Origin of the sequence: Streptomyces sp. NPDC102279, assembly GCF_044766365.1 — a bacterium.
Lineage (GTDB): Bacteria > Actinomycetota > Actinomycetes > Streptomycetales > Streptomycetaceae > Streptomyces.
On the sequence record NZ_JBIWLU010000001.1, the window covers coordinates 572,787 to 595,365 of the forward strand.

General features: G+C 72.9%; 7 protein-coding genes. 4 read left to right on the plus strand and 3 right to left on the minus strand.

Annotation, left to right across the window (positions count from 1 at the left end):
• Window positions 1–15: 15 nt before the first annotated feature.
• From ACIRQH_RS02475 to ACIRQH_RS02485, 3 genes are all read right to left on the minus strand, one after another.
• Window positions 16–9,498: an amino acid adenylation domain-containing protein gene (locus ACIRQH_RS02475; RefSeq protein WP_404223772.1), complete on the minus strand. Its 9,483-nt coding sequence runs from the start codon at window positions 9,496–9,498 to the stop codon at window positions 16–18.
• The gene (locus tag ACIRQH_RS02480; RefSeq protein WP_404223774.1) at window positions 9,495–13,562 is read right to left on the minus strand and encodes an amino acid adenylation domain-containing protein; all 4,068 of its coding nucleotides are present in this window, start codon (window positions 13,560–13,562) and stop codon (window positions 9,495–9,497) included. Before ACIRQH_RS02480 ends, ACIRQH_RS02475 begins: the two co-directional genes overlap by 4 nt.
• A 736-nt stretch (window positions 13,563–14,298) precedes the next feature.
• Complete coding sequence (locus tag ACIRQH_RS02485; RefSeq protein ID WP_404223776.1) at window positions 14,299–17,346, minus strand: glycosyl hydrolase; 3,048 nt, start codon at window positions 17,344–17,346, stop codon at window positions 14,299–14,301.
• Between the two features lie 1,022 nt (window positions 17,347–18,368).
• On the opposite strand from ACIRQH_RS02485, the gene ACIRQH_RS02490 reads away from it, so the two are divergent.
• Genes ACIRQH_RS02490 through ACIRQH_RS02505 form a run of 4 tightly spaced genes read left to right on the plus strand, consistent with a single transcriptional unit; the run spans window position 18,369 to window position 22,539 of the window.
• On the plus strand, window positions 18,369–19,658 hold the full coding sequence (locus tag ACIRQH_RS02490; protein WP_404223778.1) for an ABC transporter substrate-binding protein: 1,290 nt from the start codon (window positions 18,369–18,371) through the stop codon (window positions 19,656–19,658).
• Window positions 19,659–19,710: 52 nt separating this feature from the next.
• Complete coding sequence (locus ACIRQH_RS02495; RefSeq protein WP_358817473.1) at window positions 19,711–20,652, plus strand: sugar ABC transporter permease; 942 nt, start codon at window positions 19,711–19,713, stop codon at window positions 20,650–20,652.
• A 16-nt stretch (window positions 20,653–20,668) separates the two neighbouring features.
• Window positions 20,669–21,496 carry a carbohydrate ABC transporter permease gene (locus tag ACIRQH_RS02500; protein WP_355876269.1) on the plus strand — a complete coding sequence of 276 codons (828 nt, stop codon included), beginning with the start codon at window positions 20,669–20,671 and terminating at the stop codon, window positions 21,494–21,496.
• Complete coding sequence (locus ACIRQH_RS02505) at window positions 21,493–22,539, plus strand: LacI family DNA-binding transcriptional regulator (protein ID WP_358817474.1); 1,047 nt, start codon at window positions 21,493–21,495, stop codon at window positions 22,537–22,539. Before ACIRQH_RS02500 ends, ACIRQH_RS02505 begins: the two co-directional genes overlap by 4 nt.
• Window positions 22,540–22,579 lie beyond the last annotated feature (40 nt).

Sequence of the window (22,579 nt, forward strand, 5' to 3'; positions counted from 1 at the left end):
CCTCGGCTGCCGGGGTCACGAACGGGCGGCGGGGGCGCGGTGGTCGGGGACGCCGGGCGTGGGGCCGGGTACCGGAGCGGGAGCGGTGAGATCGCCCGCGATCGCCTCGGCCACCGCCCGCACGTGGGGGTCGGCGACGAGTTCGTAGTGCGTGACGGGGACGTGGTGGGTTCGGAACGCGGCGGGCAGACGGGTCTGCCACTCGGAGGCGGTCGACGGCGCCGCCATCGCCACCGGCAGTTCCCCGGCGGGCTGTTGGGCGAGCCACAGCGAGCCGGGTGTCCTCGTCAGGCGGGGCAGGCGGTGCGCGTGCAGGGCGGCGAGGTTCGCCCGGCAGCACCGGGCGAGCCGTTCGGCGTAGGCCCTGCCCTGCTCGGTGAGGGCGTGGTCGGGGCGGTTGCCGCGGAGTTCGAGGGCGAACACGGCCGCCACCTGTTCCTCGTCGGCCGCCGGATGCGCGGTCGGATCGGGGGACGGTGGATCGAGCAGGTAGAGGGCCTCGACGGCCTCACCGGCGTCCTCCGCGAGAGCCGCCATGGTGAGCGCGGTCCACGCCCCGAACGACCAGCCCGCCAGTCGCAGTCGGTGGCCCGCCGCGGGGAACTCCCGTCGGACGGCGGCGAGGTACTGCCCTGCGCGTTGGGTGAGGGACCACTCGGGCACGTCCGGCATGGACAGTGCCGGGTCGGCGATCAGGCAGACCGTGAGGTGGTCGGGCAGGGCGGAGACGAGGGCACGGTACGCCTGGATGTCACCCCCGACGGGGTGGACGAGGCAGAGCACGTCCGGTCCCGTTCCGTGCTGCCAGACGTCGACAACGACCGCCTGGATACGCGGTGTCGGCCGGTCGGCCGTGAGGTGGCCCAGGATCTCGTTCAGAGTGACCCGGTGTGTGAGCCGGGACAGATCCAGGTCGGTGCCGTAGAGCCGCTTCACCTCGTCCAGGAGTTCCAGCAGGGTCAGGGAGTCGGCGCCGAGGTCGTACAGCGGGGTGGCCGCGTCCAGGGTGTCCAGGCCGAGCAGGGAACGGGTCGCCTCCCGCAGCTCGGCGGCCGGGTCGCCGTCCGGGGACTCGGCTCGGGTGTGGGTGATCGGGGTGCCGGGCTCGGGCCGCGCGTCCGCGACGGTCACGGGGGTGGGGTCGGGCGCGGCCTCGTAGAAGCGGACGGCTTCGGCCATGTCCGTCGTGCAGACGAGGAGTTGGGGGAGCTGTAGCTCCATCGCACGGTCGAACACCTCCGCGCCCTCCCCCGGGGTGAGCGCGACGTCGAGATGCGCGCGGTGGCGTGCGTCCCGCACCCGGGCGGTGTGCGCCATGCCGACCTCACGCCAGGCGTCCCAGGCGACGGCGGTTCGTGCGGTGCCGTCCTCGCCGCTCGCGTGGTGGGCGAAGCCGTCGAGGAGGGCGTTGGCACCGGCGTAGTCGAACTGTCCGATGCCCCCGAACTCGGCTGCCATGGAGGAGCAGTAGACGACGGTGCCGGGCCGGTGCGTGGCGATGAGCCGCTCGGTCAGCAGGGCGCCGCGGAGTTTGGCCGCGATGCCCCCGTGCGCGGCTGACGTGTCCCGGCGCACGAGAAGCGTGCCGTGGGCGGTGCCCGCCGCGTGGATGACGCCGGTCAGCCCGTCGAGGTGGGGGCCGAGTCGGGTGGCGATGTCGTCCAGGGACTCCTGGGCGAGGTCCGCTCGCACACAGGTGACGCGGTCCCGCCAGGCCGCGAGCGGCACGGGCGGCTCGCCGGTGCGCGACAGGAGCACGACGCGCGTGTCCGGTTCCCGCAGGATGCGTGCGGCGAGCGTGGTGCCGATACCCCCGGTGCCCCCGAGGATGAGGTGAGTGCCGGGCTCCGGCCGCGTCGGGGATCCGTGCGCCGGCCGGCCATCGTCGGGCGTCCCGGTCACGGGCCGGCGTGCCGGCTGCCACCAGTGGCCGTCGCGCAGCGCGAGCCGGGGCCCGGTGCCCGTGGGGTCGTCGAGGAGGGCGGTCAGCCGGTCCGCCCAGTGGACGGGCTCGGCGTCCGGCAGGTCCACCCACCGCACGGTCAGGCCGAGTTCCTGGCGGGGCACTTCGCTCGCCGCCGCGGTCAGGGCGAGTTCGGGCCGCGTGACGGGGCCCGTCACGGGCTGGGCGGCGTGGGTCAGCACCCACGGCCGGGGGCGTACGTCAGGGGGGACGCCGGCCAGTGCCGTGCACAGGGCCGCGACGGTGTCCAGGCACGCTCGGACGGCGGCGTCGACGGTGGACTCGTCGACCGGACCGCGCACGGCGAGGGGCAGCGTGTGCAGCCAGTCGGTCTGCTCGCCGGGCCCGAGGTCCAAGTCAGCCAGGATCCGTCCGAGTTGCGCTGCGTCGCAGGGATCGGCACGGTACGTGTCCGGGCCGAGGCGGGCGAAGCCCGGTCCCGCCTCGACGCGTACCACGCGTGCTCCGCCCTGGCCCGGAGCTGCCCAGGCCGTCCACTCCGTCGTCGCGTCACCGACCACGACCACGGTGCGTCCGGCGGCGGGAGCGGGCCCGGTGCGGGCGCGGCGCAGGCGGACCCAGTGGATCTGGTGCAGCCACCGGTCGGCCGGCAGCCGTCGTGGGAACCGCGGCTCCCCGGGGCCGGCGGAGCGACGGAGGTCGTAGTCGGCGAGGTCGAAGGACGGCGGCGGGAAGTCCCAGGGGGCGGGGACGGGGCGCTCCCGCCAGTTCACGGGACGTCCCGCGCGCCAGGCGTGCGCCAGTTCGTCCGGCGCCGCCCGGTGGGCGTCCACGTGCTCGGCCCCGGTCTGTGTGACGGCGACGGGCTCCAGGGTGCGCAGCCAGGCGACGGCCGCGTGCGCGTCGGGGAGCAGGCGGGCCGCTCGGTGGCCGAGCGCGGGGCGTCCGGTGCGCAGATGGCGTACCACCTGTTCGTACCGGTCGGGGTGGGCGGTCAGGTGGTCGGCCGTGCGGCGGGCGTCCGCCCGGAGTGCTGACGCACTGTGCGCGGACAGCGCCAGGAGCGGTACGAACGGATGCCCCTCGGGGGCGTCGGCCGGGACGGGCTCGGCATCCCCGGACGCTGTCCTCGCCACGCCGGATCCGGGTGCAAGGGGCCCCGCGTGAGGCGGAGTTACGGATTCCCGCGCGCCTGCGTCGATCCGGACGAGCTCCGACGCGTCCGTGAGGTCGTCGGTCCCGGACCGGTCGCCCCAGTCCGTGAGACCCCCTGCCTCGACGGGCGTGGGCTCCTCGACGAGGACGTGGGCGTTGGTCCCGCCGATGCCGAAGCTGCTGACGGCGGCGAGGCGCGGCCCGGTCGGCCGCCAGGGCTCCGCGGTCACCGGGACGCGGAAGGCAGCGGCGTCGATCTCGGGGTTGAGCCGGTCGAAGTCGGCAGTCGGGGGGATCGTCGCGTGGTGCACGGCGAGGACCGCCCGGACAAGGCCGGTCACGCCGGCGGCGGCGCCCAGGTGACCGATCTGGCTCTTCACCGACGACACGGCGATCCGGTGGCCCCGCGGCACGTCGTACGCGTCCTGGAGAGCGCCCGCCTCGACGGGGTCACCGAGGCGGGTGCCCGTGCCGTGGGCCTCCACGTAGCCGACGTCAATGCCCCGGCGTCCCGCGCGGCGCAGTGCGGTCCGGACGGCCGCGCGCTGGCCGGCCAGGGACGGCGCGCTGTAACCCAGTTTGTCGGCGCCGTCGTTGTTCACGGCGGAGCCGGTGACGAGGGCGTAGACGGTGTCGCCGTCGCGGCGGGCCAGGCTCAGCGGTTTGAGGACGACGACCGCCGCCCCGCTGCCGCCGACGGTCCCGCCCGCGTCGGCGCTGAAGGCCCGGCAGTGGCCGTCCGGGGAGAAGATGTGCTGGGGACGGTAGGTGTAGCCGTCGGTGAGTTCGGTGTCGACCAGCACTCCGCCGGCGAGCATGGTCTCGGCGTCGCCCTGGCGGAGCAGCTGGGCGGCGAGGTGGACGCCGACCAGGGAGCTGGAGCAGGCCGTCTGCACGCTGAACGCGGGCCCGGTCAGGCCGAGATGGTAGGCGGCCTTGGTCGCGAGGAAGTCCTTCTCGTGGTGCAGGGCGAGCCGGAAGCTGTCGGGGAGGTCGTCGGGCCCGGCTTCGCGGATCAGGCGCTGGAAGTAAGTGTTCTCGCCGCAGGCCGCGATCAGTCCGACCTGTCGCTCGGCCGGGTCGGCGATGCCCGCGTGGGCGAGTGCCTCCACGCAGACCATCAGCATCAGGCGCTGTTGCGGGTCCATCAGACGTGCTTCGTGCGGGCTGATGGTGAACCGTGCGGGGTCGAAGGCCAGCGGCCGGTCGGACTGGCTGCGTGCGCCGACCCGGCCGTCGGGGGCCGCGAAGTGTTCCACGCCGCGTCGGCCGGAGGTGACCAGGTCCCAGAAGGCGGCGAGGTCGGGCGCGCCGGGCAGCCGCACGGCCATGCCGACGACGGCCACGGGCTCCACGGACGGGTCCGTATCGGCGGTCCCGCGGGCGCGCCCGGCTCGTGGTCCGGCGTCGGTGGCGTCCTGGGACGGGGCCTCGGAGCCGGGTGTCGCGGCGGTGACGGGCGGCGGACCGCCGGGAAGGGGTGTTCCGGCCGCGTTCGCGGGCGCGGAGGACGGGGCGGGACGCGTGAGGGCCGCGGCCAGGGACCTGAGGGTGACGTGCTCGAACAGGTCGGCCATGCGGAAGGACGACCCGGCCTCCGTGGTGCAGTGGAGGTGGAACCGCATGAGGTCGAGGCTGGTGGCGCCCGCGTCGAAGTAGTGCTGGTCCGGCGCGGGCCGCTTTCCGGTGACGGTGAAGAACAGCTCGGTGAGCCGCGCCTCCAGGGGCGACAGCGAACCGTCCGGCGCGCCGGTGGCGCCCAGGTCGACTCCGTCGACGGTGAGGGCGGCGGCCCGGTCGAGCTTGCCGCTGGGGGTCCGGGGCAGCGCGGGCAGTCGGCGGACGCGCCCCAACCGGACGTGGGCGGGCAGCAGTTCACCGAGGTGCCGGTCGAGGTCGGCCGGGTCGGGGTCGGGGCCGCGGCACTCCAGGCAGGCGACGAGCCGGCCGTGCTCGGCGACGGCGACCGCGTTCGTGACGTCGGGGTACTGGAGCAACGCGGCCTCGACCTGGCCGAGTTCGAGCCGGTGGCCGCTGAGTTTGATCTGGCTGTCCTCGCGCCCGGCGTAGTGCAGCAGGCCTTGGGCGTCGAAGCGGGCCAGGTCGCCGGTGCGGTAGAGGGTGCCGCCGTCGGGGCCGGTGGTGAAGCGGTCGCGGTCGAGTCCGGGATCGCCGAGGTAGCAGGGAGCGGCCATGGGGCCGCCGACGAGGAGACGGCCCGTGGCGCCGGGCGGGACGGGGTGGTCCTCCGCGTCGACGACGTGCAGTTCGGCGTGGGCGACGGGGCGGCCGATGGCGGGCCTGGACGGCCACGCGGCAGGGTCGCCGCTCAGGCACAGGCCGCTGACCACGTGGGTCTCGGTGGGACCGTAGTGGTTGAACAGGCGGGCGTCGTCGAGCCCGGCGAACCACCGGCGGATGGCGCCGGTGCAGACCAGTTGCTCCCCCGCGGTGACGACCTCGCGCAGCCGAGCGGGGAACCGCCCGCTGCGGACGGCGTGTTCGGCGAGGAGTTGCAGCGCCACGTAGGGCAGGAAGAGGCGCTCCACCCCGTCGGCGTCGAGCCGCTCCAGCAGGGTGGTGAGGTCCTGCCGCCAGGCGGGTTCCACCAGGCGGAGCAGGCCGCCGGTGCAGAGGGTCGTGAAGATCTCCTGGAAGGAGACGTCGAAGGACAGCATGGAGAACTGCTGGGTGACGGCGGGTCCCGCGGGGCCCGCCTCGCGCTGCTGCCAGGCGATGAGGTTGCACAAGGTCCGGTCGGGGACCTGGACGCCCTTGGGGACACCGGTGGAGCCGGAGGTGAACAGGGTGTAGAGCGGCCGTATCGCCGGGCGGGGGGCGGTGTCGGGTCCGGCGGGTGGCAGGTCGGCGAGGACGAGCGGATGCCGGGACAGTCCTTCCGGGGCGACGGCGTCCAAGGCCGGCGCGGTGTCCGGGGCGTGCAGGACACAGAGGGGGCGGGCCTGGCGCAGGACGTGCCGGAGCAGCGCGGGCGGGTAGGCCGGGTCGAGGGGTACGACCGTCAGGTTGAGGCGGGCGCAGGCGAGCAGGGCGACGACATGCTCGGGGGACGGATCCAGGTAGAGGGCGACGCTCGCCGGAGCGGCCGGGTCTTCGGGGAGGGGATGGAGGCGGCCGAGCTCGGCGGCCAACGAGGATGCCCGGGAGTCGAGTTCGGCGTAGGTCAGGGTCGTGGTGCCGTGTGCGAGGGCCGGGCCGTCCGGGGTGTGCCGGACCTGGCGGGCGAAGCCCTCCGCGACGCTGCGGAACTCCGGCGGTAGCGCGCTTCCCCGGGCGGTGGCGGCGGCACCGGTCCGCCAGGGCGCCACGAGGTCGGCCACCGTCCGTTCCGGCCCGTGGGTGAACCCGTCAAGCGCCGTGCGGAACAGCCGGGCCACCGCGTCGACGCGGTCGGCGGGCAGGCGTGCGGGGTCGTACTCCCACAGGGAGTCGAGACCGGAGCCGTCCTCGACGACGGACAGGGTCAGCGCGCACTTGGCGGCGGGTGGTTCGGTCCACCGCGGACGCAGCGTGCAGCCCGGCAGACGCAGTGTGCCGAACTCGGTGTTCTCCAGGACGAAGAGGTAGTCGAAGAGAGGACCGCCCGTTCGGAAGGCGTGGTCCTCCAGGACGTCGGCGAGCGCGATCTCCTGACCGTCGAGGACGGTGGCCGCGCTGGTGGCGTGCTCGTGCAGCTGGGCCCGCAGACCTCGTCGCGGAGCGGTGTGCAGGGGCAGCAGGACGGTGTTGGCGAACATGCCGACGGTGTCCGCGAACTCGGGACGCGGACGGCCCGCGACGGGTGCGGCTACCAGGGGGCGGCTCTGCCCGGTGACGCCGTAGACGGCACAGGCGAAGGCGGAGAGCAGCAGTTGGAACCTGGTCACGCCCTGCTGCGCCGCCCAGTGGTCGAGTCGGGCCGTGTGCGCCGGATCGATGGACGTCCGGGTCAGGCGGGCGGCGCCGACGGCGCCCGCGCCCGGTGCGGGATCGAGCGGCGGTGAGGCTTCGGGGGTGGCGCGGTAGTACTCGGCCAGGCGTGTACGCGTCCGCCGGTAGGCGGGGCTCGTTCGCCAGTCGTGCTGCCAGTCGGCGAAGTCGAGCGTGGTGACGGCGGGTTCGGTGAGGGTGTCCGCCGGCGTGCCGTCGAGGGCGGCCGTGTACGCGGCGGTGAGGTCGCGGAAGAGCAGGTTGAGCGACCAGCCGTCGACGGCGATGTGGTGCAGGTGGAGCAGCAGCGTTCCCCCGTCGGCGTCGGGCAGGAAGCCGGCGCGCAGCATGCGCGGGTCGGCGAGGTCGAAGCCGGGCGCGAAGAACCGTTCTGCGGCCCCTGGTTGTCCCTCCCCGGTGCGTTCCTCGATGGGCTGCCAGGGGTCGTAGGGCTCGGCGGTCTCCTGGACGAGTCCTCGGGGGCCGACGGTCAGGCGGGTACGCAGGGCGGGGTGCCGGGCCACGAGGGCGCGGAGGGCGTGCCGGAGCGCTGCGAGGTCGGGCGCGCCCTGGACGTGGAAGGTGAGCGGGACGTCGTAGGAGCGGTCCTGCGGGTCGCGTTGGCGCAGCACCCACAGTCGCTGCTGTTCGCTGGTCGGGGGTGCACTGCGCACCCCGGGAGTGGTGCGGACCGGAGGGTGGACGCCCACGGGGGCGTCGTCGTGGTGCACGGCCGCGGCGATGGTGGCGAAGTCGGCGCGCAGGAGCAGGTCGTGGGGCAGGTCCGCGCCGTGGCGTTCCAGGAGGGCGAAGCGGAGGCGGAGGGCCGCGAGGGAGTCGCCGCCGCTGGATATCCAGCGGTCCGACGGCATCAGACCCTGTACGCCGAGAATGTCCTCGGCCAGGTCCAACACGGTCCGCTGCTCCGAGGTGCCGGGTGACTCCGTCGGGCGTTCCGCGCGCCAGGGTGTGCCGCGCTCGCGCAGTAGGCGTTCGGCATCCACCTTTCCGTTGGCGTTCAGGGGCAACTCACGCACCCGGTAGGTGTGATGGGGCCGCATGTAGGCCGGGAGGACGGTGTCGAGGTGGCGTTCGTAGGCCCCGTGGGAGAGTTCGCCGTCGGGGACGAGGAAGGCGAGGAGTTCGTTGCGGCCGCTGTCGTCGCGCCGGGTGCACACGTACGCGTGGCGTACGGCGGGATGGGTCATGATGCCGCGCTCGACCTCGCCCGGTTCGATGCGGAAGCCGCGCACCTTGACCTGGCGGTCGGCCCGTCCGACGTACGTCACCAGGCCGTTCCCGTCGACGCGGACGAGGTCGCCGGTGCGGTACCAGCGAGTGCTGTCGCCGGCTGCCGTCAGGGGGGCGAAGCTCCGGTCCGTCTCCTCGGGCAGGTTGCGGTAGCCGAGTGCCAACGCCTGCCCCGCCAAAACGAGTTCGGCGGTCTCGCCGACCGGGGCCGGGGTGCCGTCCGCGGTCACGGTGGCGTACCGGGTGCCGGCCAGGGGTGTGCCGATGGGGACGTCGTCGCCCTCGAAGTCGCGGGGCACGGCGAAGCACAGGGCGAAGGTGGTCGCCTCGGTGGGTCCGTACACGTTGTGCAGGACCGTGCGGGCGTCCGGGTTGGCCCGGTACCAGCCCCGGATGATTCCGGCGTCGACCCGCTCGCCGCCGACCAGGACCTGCCGTGTGCCGGCGAAGCAGCCGGGGACCTGGTCGACGACCGCGTTGAACAGGGCGACGGTGATGAAGACCGTGTCCACCGCGCGGTCGCGGAGGGCCTCGGCGAGTGTGGCCGGGTCGTGGACCACCCCGTCGTCGAGGACGACACAGGTGCCGCCGGAGAGCAGGGGGGTCCACACCTCGAAGCTGATGGCGTCGAAGGCGGGGTTGGCGAGACAGGCGTAGCGGTCGCCGGGGCCGATGCCGATGTAGCCGGGCCGTGCGAGGCGGAGCACGCCCTCGTCGGTGGTTTCGACACCCTTGGGGCGGCCGGTGGTTCCGGAGGTGTAGAAGAGGAAGGCGGTCGGCGCGCCGGTGCCCGTGCTTCGTTCCTCGCCGGTGTCGGCCGGCGGATCGGGTGGCATCGGTCCCGGCGCCACGAGATCGTCGGCGGTGAGTCCGACCAGGTGGTCGGGCACGGTGTGCGGGCTGTCGTCGTGGACGACGGCGACCGCGCACGAGTCGTCGAGGATGTGGCCTCGCCTGTCCGACGGGCTGAGCCGGTCCAGGGGGACGACCGTGCATCCGTGGCGGCGGATGCCCAGCATGGCGCAGACGAGCTGCCACGAGCGGGGCAGGGCGACCGCGACAGCTTCTCCGGCGCGGATGCCCGCGCCGCGCAGCCGGGCGGCGACCCGGTCGGCGATGGCGTCGAGTTCGGCGTAGTCGAGGAGACGGTCGCCGTCCTCGACGGCGGGCGCGGACGGTGTCCGGGCCGCCTGCGCGCGGACGGTGGCGGCGAGGAGGGAGAGGCCTGCCTCGGTCATCGTCGCTCCCCCGTCGCCGCGGGCCGGCGGGGGCCGGCCGGCTCGGAGGGTGAGCCCGCGTGGTGGGCGAGTTCGGCGCCGATGACGTCCGCGACGAGACCCGCCTCGGCCTTCTCCAGCATCTCCCAGTGGTCGCAGGGCACGGGTTCGATCCGGAAGTGCCCCTGGGCGCGCCGTTTCCAGAAGGCCCGGACGTCGGCGTGACGGGGGGTGTCGGTGCCGTCGCCGACGGCCTGGGCCAGGACGAGCCGGGTCGGCGAGGGGTGTGGCAGATGGTCGCGGGCGGTGGCCCGGTTGTGGTTGTAGATGCGGTGGTACCGCTCGACCTGGGCGTCGTCGATTCCGGGGTACATCCCGTTGAACCGGACGAGTTTGTCGCGGAACTCGGCCATGTCGACGTTCTCGATGGCCGCGCGTTCGGCCGGGTCGTCGGTGGCCTGGGTGTCGAGGAGGACGACGCTCGTGTCGGTGCGGCCGGCGCGGGCCAGCAGGCGGCCCATCTCGTGGGCGACGAGGCCTCCGTAGGAGAGGCCTGTCAGGACGAGGGGTCCGTCGTCGTACGGGGCGAGGAGGTCGAGGTAGGCCTCGGCCATGGCCTCGACGCTCGGCAGCAGGTCCTCGCCGGGGTTCACGCCCGGTGACTGGATGCCGTACAGGCCGGCCGTCCCGGGCAGCCGCGCGGCGAGGGTCAGGTAGCAGAAGGCGGTGCCGCCGGCGGGGTGGACGCAGACGACGCGCGGGGTGCCCGCGGCGCCGGGGGTTCCGGGCCGGAACTCGACCAGACTGCCGGGTGCCTCGGGTGCCCGGCCCTCGCGCAGGGTGCCGGCGAGTGCCTCGATGGTGGGCCTAAGCATGATGTCCGCGACCGGAACGCGGATGCCGAACTCCTCGGCGACGGCGTGGGCCATCTTGATGGCCGCCAGCGAGGTTCCCCCGAGTTCGAAGAAGTCGTCCCCGATCCCGATGTCGGGGTGCAGCAGGATGTTCCCCCATATGCGGTACAGGGCGTGTTCGACGTGGTCGCGCGGGCTGGCGGTGTTCACCTGGTCGTTCCGGTGGGCGCGGGCGAGATCGAGCAGGGCGCGGCGGTCGACCTTGCCGCTGTGGTTGAGCGGCAGGTCCGGCAGTTCGAGGACGACCGCGGGGATCATGTGGTCGGGCAGGTGCCGGGCGAGTTCGGTGCGCCAGGGCTGAGCGTCGGCCCTGGCCTCGGGTGTGCGGGCGACGGCGGCGACCAGGCGCGGGCCGCCGGGCGCGTCGCGGTCGGTGAGCACGACGGCCTCACGGACCCCGCTCCGGGCCAGCAGGGCGGCCTCGACCTCGGCGGGTTCGATACGGAAGCCGCGCAACTTCACCTGGTCGTCGGCGCGCCCCACGTAGTGCAGGTCTCCGTCCGGGAGCCGCCGGGCCAGGTCGCCGGTGCGGTAGAGGCGTTCGCCGGGGAGGTACGGGTCGGGAAGGAACCGTTCCTCGGTGAGGTCGGGCCGGTTGAGGTAGCCGCGGGCCAGGCAGGCGCCGCCCAGGTACACCTCGCCGACGGTGCCCGGCGGTACGGGCTGCAGGTGGCCGTCCAGCAGACGGATCCGCGTGTTGGGGAGGGGTCGGCCCAGCGGACTCTGCCGGTCCAGGGGGCGTGGGTCGTAGTGGGCGGTGCTGTACAGGGTCGCCTCGGTGGGCCCGTAGCCGAAGCACACCTTGAGGCCGGGAAGGTGACGGGTGAGCCGGTGGAGTGCGGACTCGGGGAGGGACTCGACTCCGGTGAGCAGGGTGCGCAGCCGCAGGCCGGAGAGGCGTGCGGCGGGGTCCTCGTCGAGCCAGCGCACGTACGCGGGTGGCAGGAAGGCCTGGACGACGCGGTGCTCGCGCAGCCACGCCACGAGAGCCTCGGGGTCGCCGCGGAGTTCCTCGGGGACGATGTGCACGCTGCCGCCCGTGGTGAGCGGCAGCAGCAGTTCGTGCACGGAGGCGTCGAAGCCGATGCTGGACCAGGCGGATCCCGCGTCGCCGGGCCCGGTGCCCATCCGCTCCTGCCAGGTGTCGAAGAGGTTGAGCACACTGCGGTGCTCGACGGCGACACCCTTCGGCCGGCCGGTGGAGCCGGACGTGAAGATGACGTAGGCCAGCATGTCCTGGGCCCGCGGTACGGCCGGCGGCGCATCGGAGGGGACGCCTTGTGTCTCGATGCCGGTCAGGGCCGACCATCCCCGGATCCGGGAGTGTTCGGGGCTGTCGGTCAGGACGAGTGGACAGATGGCGTCCTCGACCATGCCGTCGAGGCGGGCCTGCGGCTGGGCGGGATCGAGCGGTAGGTAGGCGGCGCCCGCCTTGAGGATGCCGAGGATGCCGACGAGGAGGTCGGCCGTGCGTCCGGTGTGCAGTCCGACCACGTCGCCGGGGCCGATGGAGCGCGCCGCGAGCGCGTGGGCCAGCCGGTTCGCCCTGCGGTCGAGCGTCGCGTAGTCCGTCGTTCCCCGGGCACAGACGACGGCCGCTTCGTGCGGCCGGCGGCGGGCCTGCGTCTCGAAGAGGTCGGTGAGAGCAGCGGAGGCGAGGGGGGAGCCGGGTGCGGCCGGGCCGGGGAGCGGGGACGCGGATGGCTCGCCGGCGCCGGTGACGGGACCGGCGGACTCACCCTCGGCGAGAAGCAGGTCGCGGTCCTGCGGGCTCATCAGGTCGAGCCTGCCGATGTCCTGCTCGGGGCGGCGGGCGAGGTCGGTGAGCAGGCGTCGGAGGTGGTCCGCGTAACGCCGGGCGGTGGCCTCGTCGAACAGGGCGGTCGCGAAGTCGAGATGCCCGGTGAGGCCTCCTTCGGACTCGGTGACGGACAGCGCGAGATCGAACTTGGCGGGTGCGTACGGGATGGGCAGCGGCTCGGCGGTGACGCCGTTCAGCCGCAGGAGGTCCGACCGGTCGGGGACCCAGGCCAGCATCGTCTGGAACAGCGGCGCGTGGGCGGCGCTCCGGGGCGGGTTGACGATCTCCACGACCCGCTCGAAGGGCAGCGCCTGATGATCGAGGGCGCCCCGTACGGCGGTCCTGGCGCGGGTCAGCGCCTCGGCGCCGGTCGCTCCACCGGTCAGATCCACCCGCAGGGCGAGGGAGTTGGCGAAGAAGCCGATCAGGGACCGGGCGACGGGATCGCGACGGTTAGCCACCGGGCTGCCGACAACGATGTCGCTCTGTCCGGAGAGCCGCGTCAGCAGGATCGACCAGCCGGTCAGAACGGCGACGAAGAGTGTCGCGCCGTGACTGCGCGCGAGAGCGCGCAGGGCCGTCGTCTCCTCCGGTCCGAGGCTGAACTCGACGCGTCCGCCGACGTGCTGCTGTTCCGCGGGGCGGGGACGGTCGGTGGGCAGTTCCAGCAGGGGTGGCGCGCCGTCCAGGGTCCGCCGCCAGTAGTCCTCCTGGACGCCGAGCGTGCCGTCGGCCACGGAGGTCCGTTCGGCGGCGGCGTGGTCGGCGTACTGGACGGTGAGGGGCGGCAGCGGGTCGTCCCCGTCAGCGGTGAACGCCTCGTACAGGGTGCCGAGTTCTCGCATCATGACGTTCATCGACCAGCCGTCGTAGACGCTGTGATGGAACGTCAGGAGCAGCACGTGGCGGTCGGTGTCCAGCTTCACCAGGCGGCCCCGGCCCAGGGGACCGGCCTCCAGGTCGAAGGGGGCGCATGCCTCGGCCTCGCGCAGGTCGGTCAACGTCTGCCGCGCCCCGGGCTCACCGGTCAGGTCGCCGCGGAGCAGAGCGAAACCCGTGGTGGGCTGCTCGACGCACTGTCGGACCTCGCCGTCGACGGTGACCAGCCGGGTGCGCAGGGCCTCGTGGCGGGCGACCAGGGCATCGAGGGCCCGGCCGAACGCGTCGACGTCCAGGGGTCCTTCGAGCTGGAAGGCGAGCGCCTCGTTGTATGCCTCGTTCGCGCCCGGCAATTGCGCCAAGAACCAGAGTCGCTGCTGGGCGAAGGACGCCTCCCGTATACGGGATCGGGGGTCCTCGGCATTCCCGCGGGAAAGGACGGTATTCCGCAGGGCCGGAGCATGCTGGATTGCGTGGGGGGTTTTCTGCACTGCCGAAACCTGGCCTTCCCATGATGGGGGAACGGGCGGCGTCGTTCGACCGGACGGACGGGATCACCGCTCCGGGAGCCGGAAAGCACGGACGACCGTGATGAGCCGGTGGGAATGGGGGTCGGAAAGGGCGTGGCGAGCGGCGACGGTGCCGTCAGCCGGCTGCTGAAGGGGAGGTGTCACGCCGACTTGGCGGACATAGGGGGCGAAGAGGCACGAACCCGTCCCGGGACCCGCACCGAAGGGTCGGGGTGGCGCGGAAACCCGGATCTACGGCGCGGGTGACCCGGACTCCTGATGGGCGATCAGGAAATACCGTCCCGCGCGATCGGCGCTGCGCACGTTGACTCCCTCGGATTCGCACTGAACAGACGAAATTACATTCCGGCGAGTTCTCGGGGGAACTCCGGAAGCGCACCGTGATCATCGATCAGCCGCTCGATCGATGTCAATGTCCTTCAGGGCAAACCGTCTTGACCGCGCGGCCCCTTCCGGTCCCGCATTCGTGCGCTGACCAGGTGATTCGGAGGGGAATTGATCGCACGTAACGAAGTGCGTGACAGGACAGCGGAGTTGAGGGGGAAACGCCCACTTCCTCAGGATTGCGCAGGGTGCGAGGGGGCCGGGCTCCGAGCCGATGGACGGGCTCTCCCGCTGTGCACGCGAGGGCGGCCGGACGGTCTTCACGGCCGCGTCCAGGGGTACCGCCGGAGCCGGTACCCCTGGACGGATCCCCTCAGGACACGCGTGTCTGCGCGTACGGCGTCAGGCGGACGGGGCCCACCAGTCCGTGGTCCTGGCGGGCCGTGCCGCCGAACACGGTCGGCTGGGCGACCCGGAGGCGGTTGATCAGCGGGGTCGCGACCTCCACCTCGATCACGTTGGCGCCGCTCCGCAGCAGGCCGGGGGCGAGGTCGACGACCGGGTTCAGTCGGCCGACCGGGGGCAGGCGGCGGCCGTTGACGGTCACCCGGCAGGTGTCACTGACCTGGCCGAGTTCCAGCCGGGCGCCATGGGCGGACGTCCAGTCGGCGGGGAGGTCGACGGTGGTGCGGTAGCGGCCGATGCCCGCGCTGTCGGCGAGTTCGGGGATCGCGGACCACGGCAGCAGCGTGTCGAGGGTGACCGAGACGGTGACGTGCTCCGTGCGGGTGGCGCTGCTGCCCGGTCGCCAGTCGTCCACGTCCAGGCGCCAACGCGTCGGGGCGACGGCGGCCGGCACGGACCGGACCGTCGTGGTGACGGGCCGGCCGCGGTCCAGCCGGGTCGTGTAGGTACCGGGCGCGCTCGCCCGGACGGCCAGGCCCGCCGTGGTGTAGAGGGACCTGTCGGCATCGGTCTCGACGACGCTCGGCAGCGAGCCGTGCCGGTCGCCGAAGAGTCCGGTGCGCCCCAGGGCGATGATCGCCGACTCCCCCGGCCGCAGCGTGATGCGGACGGTGAAGTCGTCACCGTCCCGGGTGTACTGCGCGAGCCGGACGGCCTCGCCCGACCACGGGTCGAGCAGGTAGGGAACCGAAGTGCCGGAGCCCGTACGGCGCAGGGTGACCTCGTGGTCGATCGTGGCGACGGGCGGTTTGACGGTCTCGGCGTGCTTGCCGTTGCAGAAGTAGTAGAAGTCCGCCTCGTCGGTGGCCCGGTGGGCGTTGAGGAGGGTGGAGGACGTGGCGTATCGGGCGTCCGCCGTGACGCCTAGGCGGGACAGCGCGTCTCCGACGGCCGCCTTGTCGGTGACGAGCGCGACATTCGACAGGGCGAGCAACCGGCCCAGGACGTCGTGGAGTTCGGTGGTCTCGCCGTCGGCCGGCACTCCGGGTGTCAGACCCTGGTCGAAGGCGCCGAGCAGTACGACGGGCAGTCCGGCGCGCGCCAGCGTCAGGATCTTGCGGGCGTCGTCGACCGACAGGGTGGGCGTGGAGCCGTAGAAGAAGTCGCCCTCGACGAACAGGGCCTTGTAGGCGGGCCCATCGGGTGCGAGGCGGCCCCGCCGGTCGGTGGCGCCGGGCAGATCGAGCAGGGGACCGCTGAGGAACTGGTGGCTCCAGCCGAGCGGGACGCCCGTCGCGGTGAACCAGGAGGCGCCGATGCCGGTGGCGGTGTATCCGGTCTGCCGGAAGATCGCCACGTCCGCGCGCGCCGTGCCGCTCTGCAGCACCCGGTGCAACCGCCCGAGGTAGTCGGCGATGTCAGGGACGTGCTTCCAGGTGGGCTGGCGGGGTCCCCACGACTCGCCGTATCCGGCGGTGCCGTTGTACGGGCTGAAGGCCGCGAAGCCGGGCCACGCCACCTGGGGTGCGGAGGCGTACGAGAAGCCGTGCAGGACCGTCTGGTTGACGCCGGCCGCGTAGGCGCCGCCCATCGTGCGCAGGAACCGGTCCCATGTGGTGCTGTAGGCGGTGCCGTTGTAGGCGCCCGCCTCACAGGACAGGATCGTGTGGCCGGCCATGTCACGGCCTCCCGCGAGACAGCGGTAGTCGTCGAGGTTCTTGAAGCCGAGGGACTCGCCCTCGGGGATGTCGAGCAGGGCCGCCGAGGCGATCGCGTCCGTCTGGAGGCCATACGGCTGTGAGCGCAGGCGCATGCCCAGGGAGTGCGCCCAGTCCCGCAGGGCTCCGAGGTGATGCCGGTTGAAGAGGCCGGAGACCGTCTCCCAGAAGTCGTGCCGGATCTGCCGGGTCAGCTGGGCCTCGAAGGCGAAGACCTGGTTGCTCTTGTCCAGCACCAGCGCCGGCAGGTACGGGAGCAGGGGGCGTCCGGTGTGCTCCTCGAAGGCCTCCGGGAGCCGCGACGTCCAGGTCAGCCCGTCGGTCTCCAACTCCACGGAGTCCTCGAAGAACGCCCCGCCCGCGGCCCGCAGCAGCCGCCGCAGGGAGGAGGTCAGGATCGTGCGGTCCCAGAAGTCGGTCACGGCACCGGTGCCCGCGGCACTGAAGTGGTCGACGACGTACGCCGCCGGTGACGCGTGCGGTCCCGACTCGGGCTGTTGGGCGGAGCCGCGCTGCCAGTACGAGATCAGGATCCAGTCGCCGTCGTCGGGAGCCGTCCAGGACAGGGCGCCGTCGGTGACGAGAGCGCTGAGGTCCCGGACGCTGTCCAGGTCGAGGCCCGTCTCCTTTCGGGTGGAGTTCGCCGCGTCGACACGGGCGGCCTGCACGGCGACGAGCGTCTGTCGGGTGACGCCGGACTCGGGCTCGTGCACGGCGGCGGGAACGGGCCCTTCGTAACGGGTACCGGATGCCAGCGCGAGCCGCCCGTAGGCGAGTTCCTGGGCGGCCACGTCGTCGTCGGGCGTCACACCGGGGACGGCGACGGGCCAACTCGGGCCGAGCGTCAGGTCGATGGTCACCCCGCGCCGGGCGGCCCTGCTCAACGCGGCCTCCACACCGTCCCGCCAGGGTCTGCTGCCCCAGCCGTGGTGTGCGGTGTCCAGCACGGACTTGTCCTTGATGCTGTGGTGGACGGCGGCGATCTCCATGCCGCCGAAGCCCGCGTCGGCGATCTGGTCGATCTCCCGGGCGATCTCGTCCGGGTCCACCAGACCGTCCGGCCACCACCAGCGGAACTTGGGGCGCACCGAGCGCGGCGGATCCGCGAACCAGTCGGCCGACGTTCCCGGCCCCACCCCTGCAGGCCCGGGCGTCGGCGCTCCCTCGGCTCCGCTGCCCGTGGCGGCCGGGGTGGCGGCGGCCACTCCGGGAAGGGCGCTCAGGACCGTCGCCCCGAGCCCGGCCGCCAGTGCCGTGCGCCGGGCGGGTCCGCTTCGTCGCGGCATGCGTTCATCCATGGTGCGCCCCAAGTCCGGGAGGAGTACGAGCAATTGAATCGTTTCAATGCGTATCGACGCCGGAACGCTAAGCCTGCGATTCGGCCAGGGTCAAGAGATCGAGCACGATCACTTCGGGATCGAGGGGGCCGGACAAAAGGGAGTGAGCCGCCCGGCGGACCAGCCCCGGACCGGGGTGGACGCGGTGCCCGCACACCGCGAAACCGTCCCGGAACCACAGCCCAGCCTCAGCGGCCTCTGCAGTCCCGCAGTCCCGCAGTCCCGCAGTCCCGCAGTCCCGCAGTCCCGCAGTCCCGCAGTCCCGCAGTCCCGCAGTCCCGCAGTCCCGCAGTCGACGGAGAGTGGCGGGCCCCAGATCCCGCGGTGCGCCGGGGAGGCACCTCACCCACCTCGGCGCGGGCGGTGCGGGAGTCACCCTCGGGCGGGCCGCCCTGTCCGCGTGCGGGCACCGGCACGTCCGCGAGCCGACGGACTCGGCGGCACGGACAGGCCATGACACGCGACCCGCCGCGCGCAGCGCCCCCTGAGGGGACTCCCGACTCGCCGCACTCACCAGGCATGTCCGCCTCCGCGAGGACCTACCGAAGCCCGTACGCGGGAGCGCTCCCGGCGCATACCCGAATCATCACCGCTCGCGGCGAGTCGACCGGTTTGGGGAGTTGACCCGCAACGTCCGGATACGGGACGAGGAGAGGGCGACCGGTACGCGGTCTCCGTCGATCTCCTTCCGCGGAGGCCCGCGGGCGCACGGTCCGAGCGGTTCGGCCGTGCGATCGCTCGAACACGCGGCCACGGATCCGTGAAGTCCGTCCGCCCGAAACGCATTTGAGAGAGAGCGGGGGCGAGCGGGGCCGAACCGTACCGTCCGCCCTCCCCACGCGAACCGCGCCGGGGCTTCGCCATCGGCCTGTTCGCGTGATCGTCCAACCCTTGACCCCGGCCTGTTCGCCTCCTAAAGTCCTCGCACCTTTCGAGGTACATCGATTAACCAGTCGTTAACCGCTTGGTTGGAGACAACCGCTGTGCGCTCTTCGCTGACCCGGCGCGGCCTTCTCGCCGCCGGCTCCGGCCTGGCTACGGCCGCCGCCCTGCCCGCTCTGTCCGGCTGCTCGTCACTGGCCTCGGCGGACTCCGATCCGGACACCCTCGTCATCCACACGCAGCTCGGCACGACCGCGCCGGGCTCCCCCACCTATCTGTCGGCCCTGGACCGGTTCCGCAAGGAGAATCCCGGTCTGAAGGTCAAGAACCTCGTCAACGGCGACGACCTCGGCCAGGTCTACGAGACCTCGCGGCTGGCCCGCAAAGAGGCCGACGTCGTCATGGTCAACCTCTACGACAAGACGCTGGCCTGGACGGACGTCGACGCGACCGTGGACGTCGCCCCGTACCTGGACTCGTGGGGGCTGCGCGAGCGCGTCCAGCCCGCCGCGCTGTCCGCCTGGACCGACGGCAAGGACCGGCTGCGGGCCTTTCCCTACTTCGCCACGAACTGGCCGGTCGCCTACAACCGTGCGCTGCTGGACCGGGCGGGCGTCGACGAGATACCCACCACGGGCGACCAGCTCGTCGCGGCCGCCCGCAAGCTGCGTGCCAAGGGAATCGCTCCGGTCACCGTCGGCGGCAACGACTGGACCGGGCAGAAACTCCTGGCCCAGATCATCCAGACGTTCCTCTCCCAGGACGAGGCCCGGCACGTCTACACGACCGGCGACTTCTCCGGCCGGGGCGCCCGCGAGGGCATCCAGTACTTCGTGGACCTGCGCGACGCGGGCGTGTTCGCGGACAAGGCCCAGGGGCTGACGTCCGACTCCATGACCACGCAGTACAACACCCGGTCCGCCGCGATCCAGTCGGCGATGTCCTCCGCCCTGGCGAAGGTGCCGGAGGCCGTGGCGCGGCACACCGAGGTGGGCGGCTGGCCCCTGGCCGAGGGGTCGGCCCACGAACGCCCCACCATCATCCGCGCCTTCACCCTCATCGGCTTCTGGATCAGCCCGAACGGCGTCCGCAAGATCGAACACGTGGAGAAGTTCCTGCGGTTCATGTACCGGCGGGACACCGTGACGCGCTTCGTGCGGGAGAGCGGCCGCGACATGGCGCTGCGCACGGACGCCGTCAGCGGTGACTTCCCGCTGGTCGCGGCGGCACAGCGGCTGGGCTCCGAGGTGAGTCAGGTGCTGCTGCCCGACGTGTACGTGCCTCCGGCCGCGGCGCAGCCGCTGATCACCGCGACCAGTACGTCCTTCACGCGCGGCACGAGCGCGGCCCGGGTCCGCGCCACGCTCGAAGCCGCGTACCGGTCCGCATGAGCCGGCCGCCCGCCTCCATCGTTTCCGCCGAGCAGTCCCCGGGAGTCACCGCATGACGACGCTGACGACGACACCGGACGGTACCGCGGCCCGCCGCCCCGCACCGCCCTCCCCTCCTGCCGCGGCCCGCCGCGCCACCCGGCAGGGCGGCACCGTGCTCGCCGTGCCCGCGCTGGTCTGGTACCTCGTGTTCATGGTCGGGCCGATGCTCGCCATCTTCGTGATCGCCGCGCTGCGCTGGCCGGGCATGCTGCAACCGGTGTCCTTCGCCGGGCTGGACAACGTCCGTACGGTGTTCGCCGATCCGGTCTTCTGGGACGCGGTGCGCAACACCGCGGTCCAGCTCGCCGTCGCGCTGCCGGTGATGGTCGTGTGCGCGTACATGCTGGGCTACTACGTGGCGCAGCGGCCGCCGGGGCACCGGGTCATCCGCTATCTGCTGTTCATACCCGGGCTGATCTCGACGCCGGCGAAGGCGATGGTCTTCTACGCGGCCCTGTCGCCGGACGGCTTGGCCAACGGCGCCTTGCAGGGGTTGGGCCTCGGTTCGCTGACCGACGCCTGGCTGGCGTCGCCGTCGACGGCCCTGGGCTGTCTGATCGCCCTGGACATCTGGGGCGGTATCGGTTTCACCGCGGTGCTGTTCGCCGCGCGGCTGAGCAGCGTGCCCGACGAGTTGGGCGAGGCGGCCCAGTTGGACGGGGCGGGTCACTGGCGCACCATGTGGGCGGTCCACTTCCCCGTGATCCGTGACTACGTCGGTGTGGTGACGATGCTCCAGTTCCTGTGGACGCTGTTCGGCTCGGCGCAGCACGTGCTGCTGCTCACGCAGGGCGGCCCGGGGACCTCGTCCACCACCCTGTCGTTCCTCGTCTACCAGAAGGCCTTCATCGCGGCGGACCTCGGCTACAGCCAGACCGTCGGTGTCGTCCTCTTCCTCGCCGGGCTAGTCGGCCTTCTGGCGATCCGCCGCGTCTTCCGCCAGACCTACTGATTCGGAGCAGCACAGAATGAAGCTCGGCAAGCGCTGGCTCCCGGCCCACGTCCTGGTGTGGACGTACGCGGTGCTGCTCGTCATCCCGCTCTACTACTTCCTCGCCTCGGCGTTCAAGACCAACGACGAGATCTTCGCCCACCCCATGGCGCCGCCCACGTCGTTGGGTCTCGGCAACTTCCGCACCGCCTTCGACAGCGCCGACCTGGGTCTGTCGGTCGTCAACTCGGCCGTGGTGACGCTGTTCTCCCTCGCCCTGACCCTGCTGCTCGCCGTGCCGGCCGCGTTCGCGATCGCCCGGTCGACGGGACGATCGGCCGCGGTGATCGAGCGGGTCTTCTCGCTGGGGTTCCTCATCCCCACGTTCGCGGCGCTGTTCCCGACCTTCCTGCTCGCGGCGGCGACCGGGCTGTTCCACACCCGCACGTTCATGGTGCTGTTCCTGCCGGCGACCGCGATGCCGCTGTCGGTGGTGATCCTCGTCCAGTTCATGCGGACGATCCCCCGGGAGATGGAGGAGGCGGCGCGGCTGGACGGGGCGTCGACCTTCGCCGTGCTCCGGCACATCTACACGCCGATGTGTCTGCCCGGTATCGCCACCGTGCTGCTGCTGAACTTCCTGACCTTCTGGAACGAGTACCTGTACTCGCTGGTCATCATCGGCCCCGACCCCTCGCAGCGCACGGTCCAGGTGGCGCTGCCGACTCTGAAGTCGATCACCGGCACGGACTACGGGGTGCTGACGGCGGGCACCGTCCTGACGCTGATCCCGGTCTGGGTCGTCTACACGATCCTCCAGAAGCGCATGCAGCAGGCCCTGGTCAGCGGGGCGGTGAAGATGTGACCGCGTCCACCGAGGAGACCGGACGGCGCCCCACCATCAAGGCGGTCGCGGCGGCGGCCGGTGTGTCGACCGCCGCGGTCTCGCAGGCCTTCAACCACAAGGGCCGCCTCTCGGAGGCGACCCGGCGTCGGATCCTCGACGCCGCGCTGGAGCTGGGCTGGTCGCCCAGCGCCCCCGCCGCCGCCCTGCGCAACGCCCGTACCCGCAGCCTCGCGTTGGTGGTCCGGCGGCCCACCGACGTGCTGGGCGCGGACCCGCACTTCAGCGAGCTGATCACCGGCATAGAGGGCGAACTCGCGCCGCGCGGCTACGGGTTGCTGCTGCACCTGGTCAGCGGCCCGCAGGAGGAGTACGCACTCTACGAGCGGCTCGCCGCCGAGGGCCGGGTGGACGGGGCGGTGCTGACCGACGCGCGCGACGACGACGCACGGCCCGCGCTGCTCGCCCGGCTGAGACTGCCGGCGGTCCTGCTCGGATCACCGGACGGCAGGGCCGTCGTTCCCCGGGTCGGCCTGCTCGACCAGGGGGCGGGCATCGAGGAGGTCGTCGCGCACCTGCTGGGTCTCGGGCACCGGAGTGTCGCGTACGTCGCGGGCCCCGCGGAACTCCAGCACACCAGGCTGCGCAGGGCCGCCTTCGAGACGGCGCTGCGCGCGGCGGGGCTGCGCCCCTTCGCCGTCCTGCACACCGACTTCACCGAGCGGTCGGCGGTCGCGGCGACGCAGGCCCTGCTCGACGCCGGCGGCCGTCCCACCGCCGTCGTCTACGCCAACGACTCCATGGCCGTCTGCGGCATCGGCACCGCGCAGCGCGCCGGGCTGAGCGTCCCGCGCGACCTGTCGGTCGTCGGCTACGACAACCTGCCGCTCGGCAGCTGGCTGCACCCCCGGCTGACCACCGTGGACCAGCGCGTCCAGGAGGTCGGCGCGGCGGCCGCCCGCTTGCTGCTCGCCCTGTGCGGCGAGGAGGTCGAGGACACCCCGCTGACGGGACGCCCCCGCCTGGTGGTCCGCGAGTCCACCGGGCCCGCGCCCGCCGGCTGACAGCACCACCGCGTTCCGCCGCCCGCGGGCGGCGGAGCCG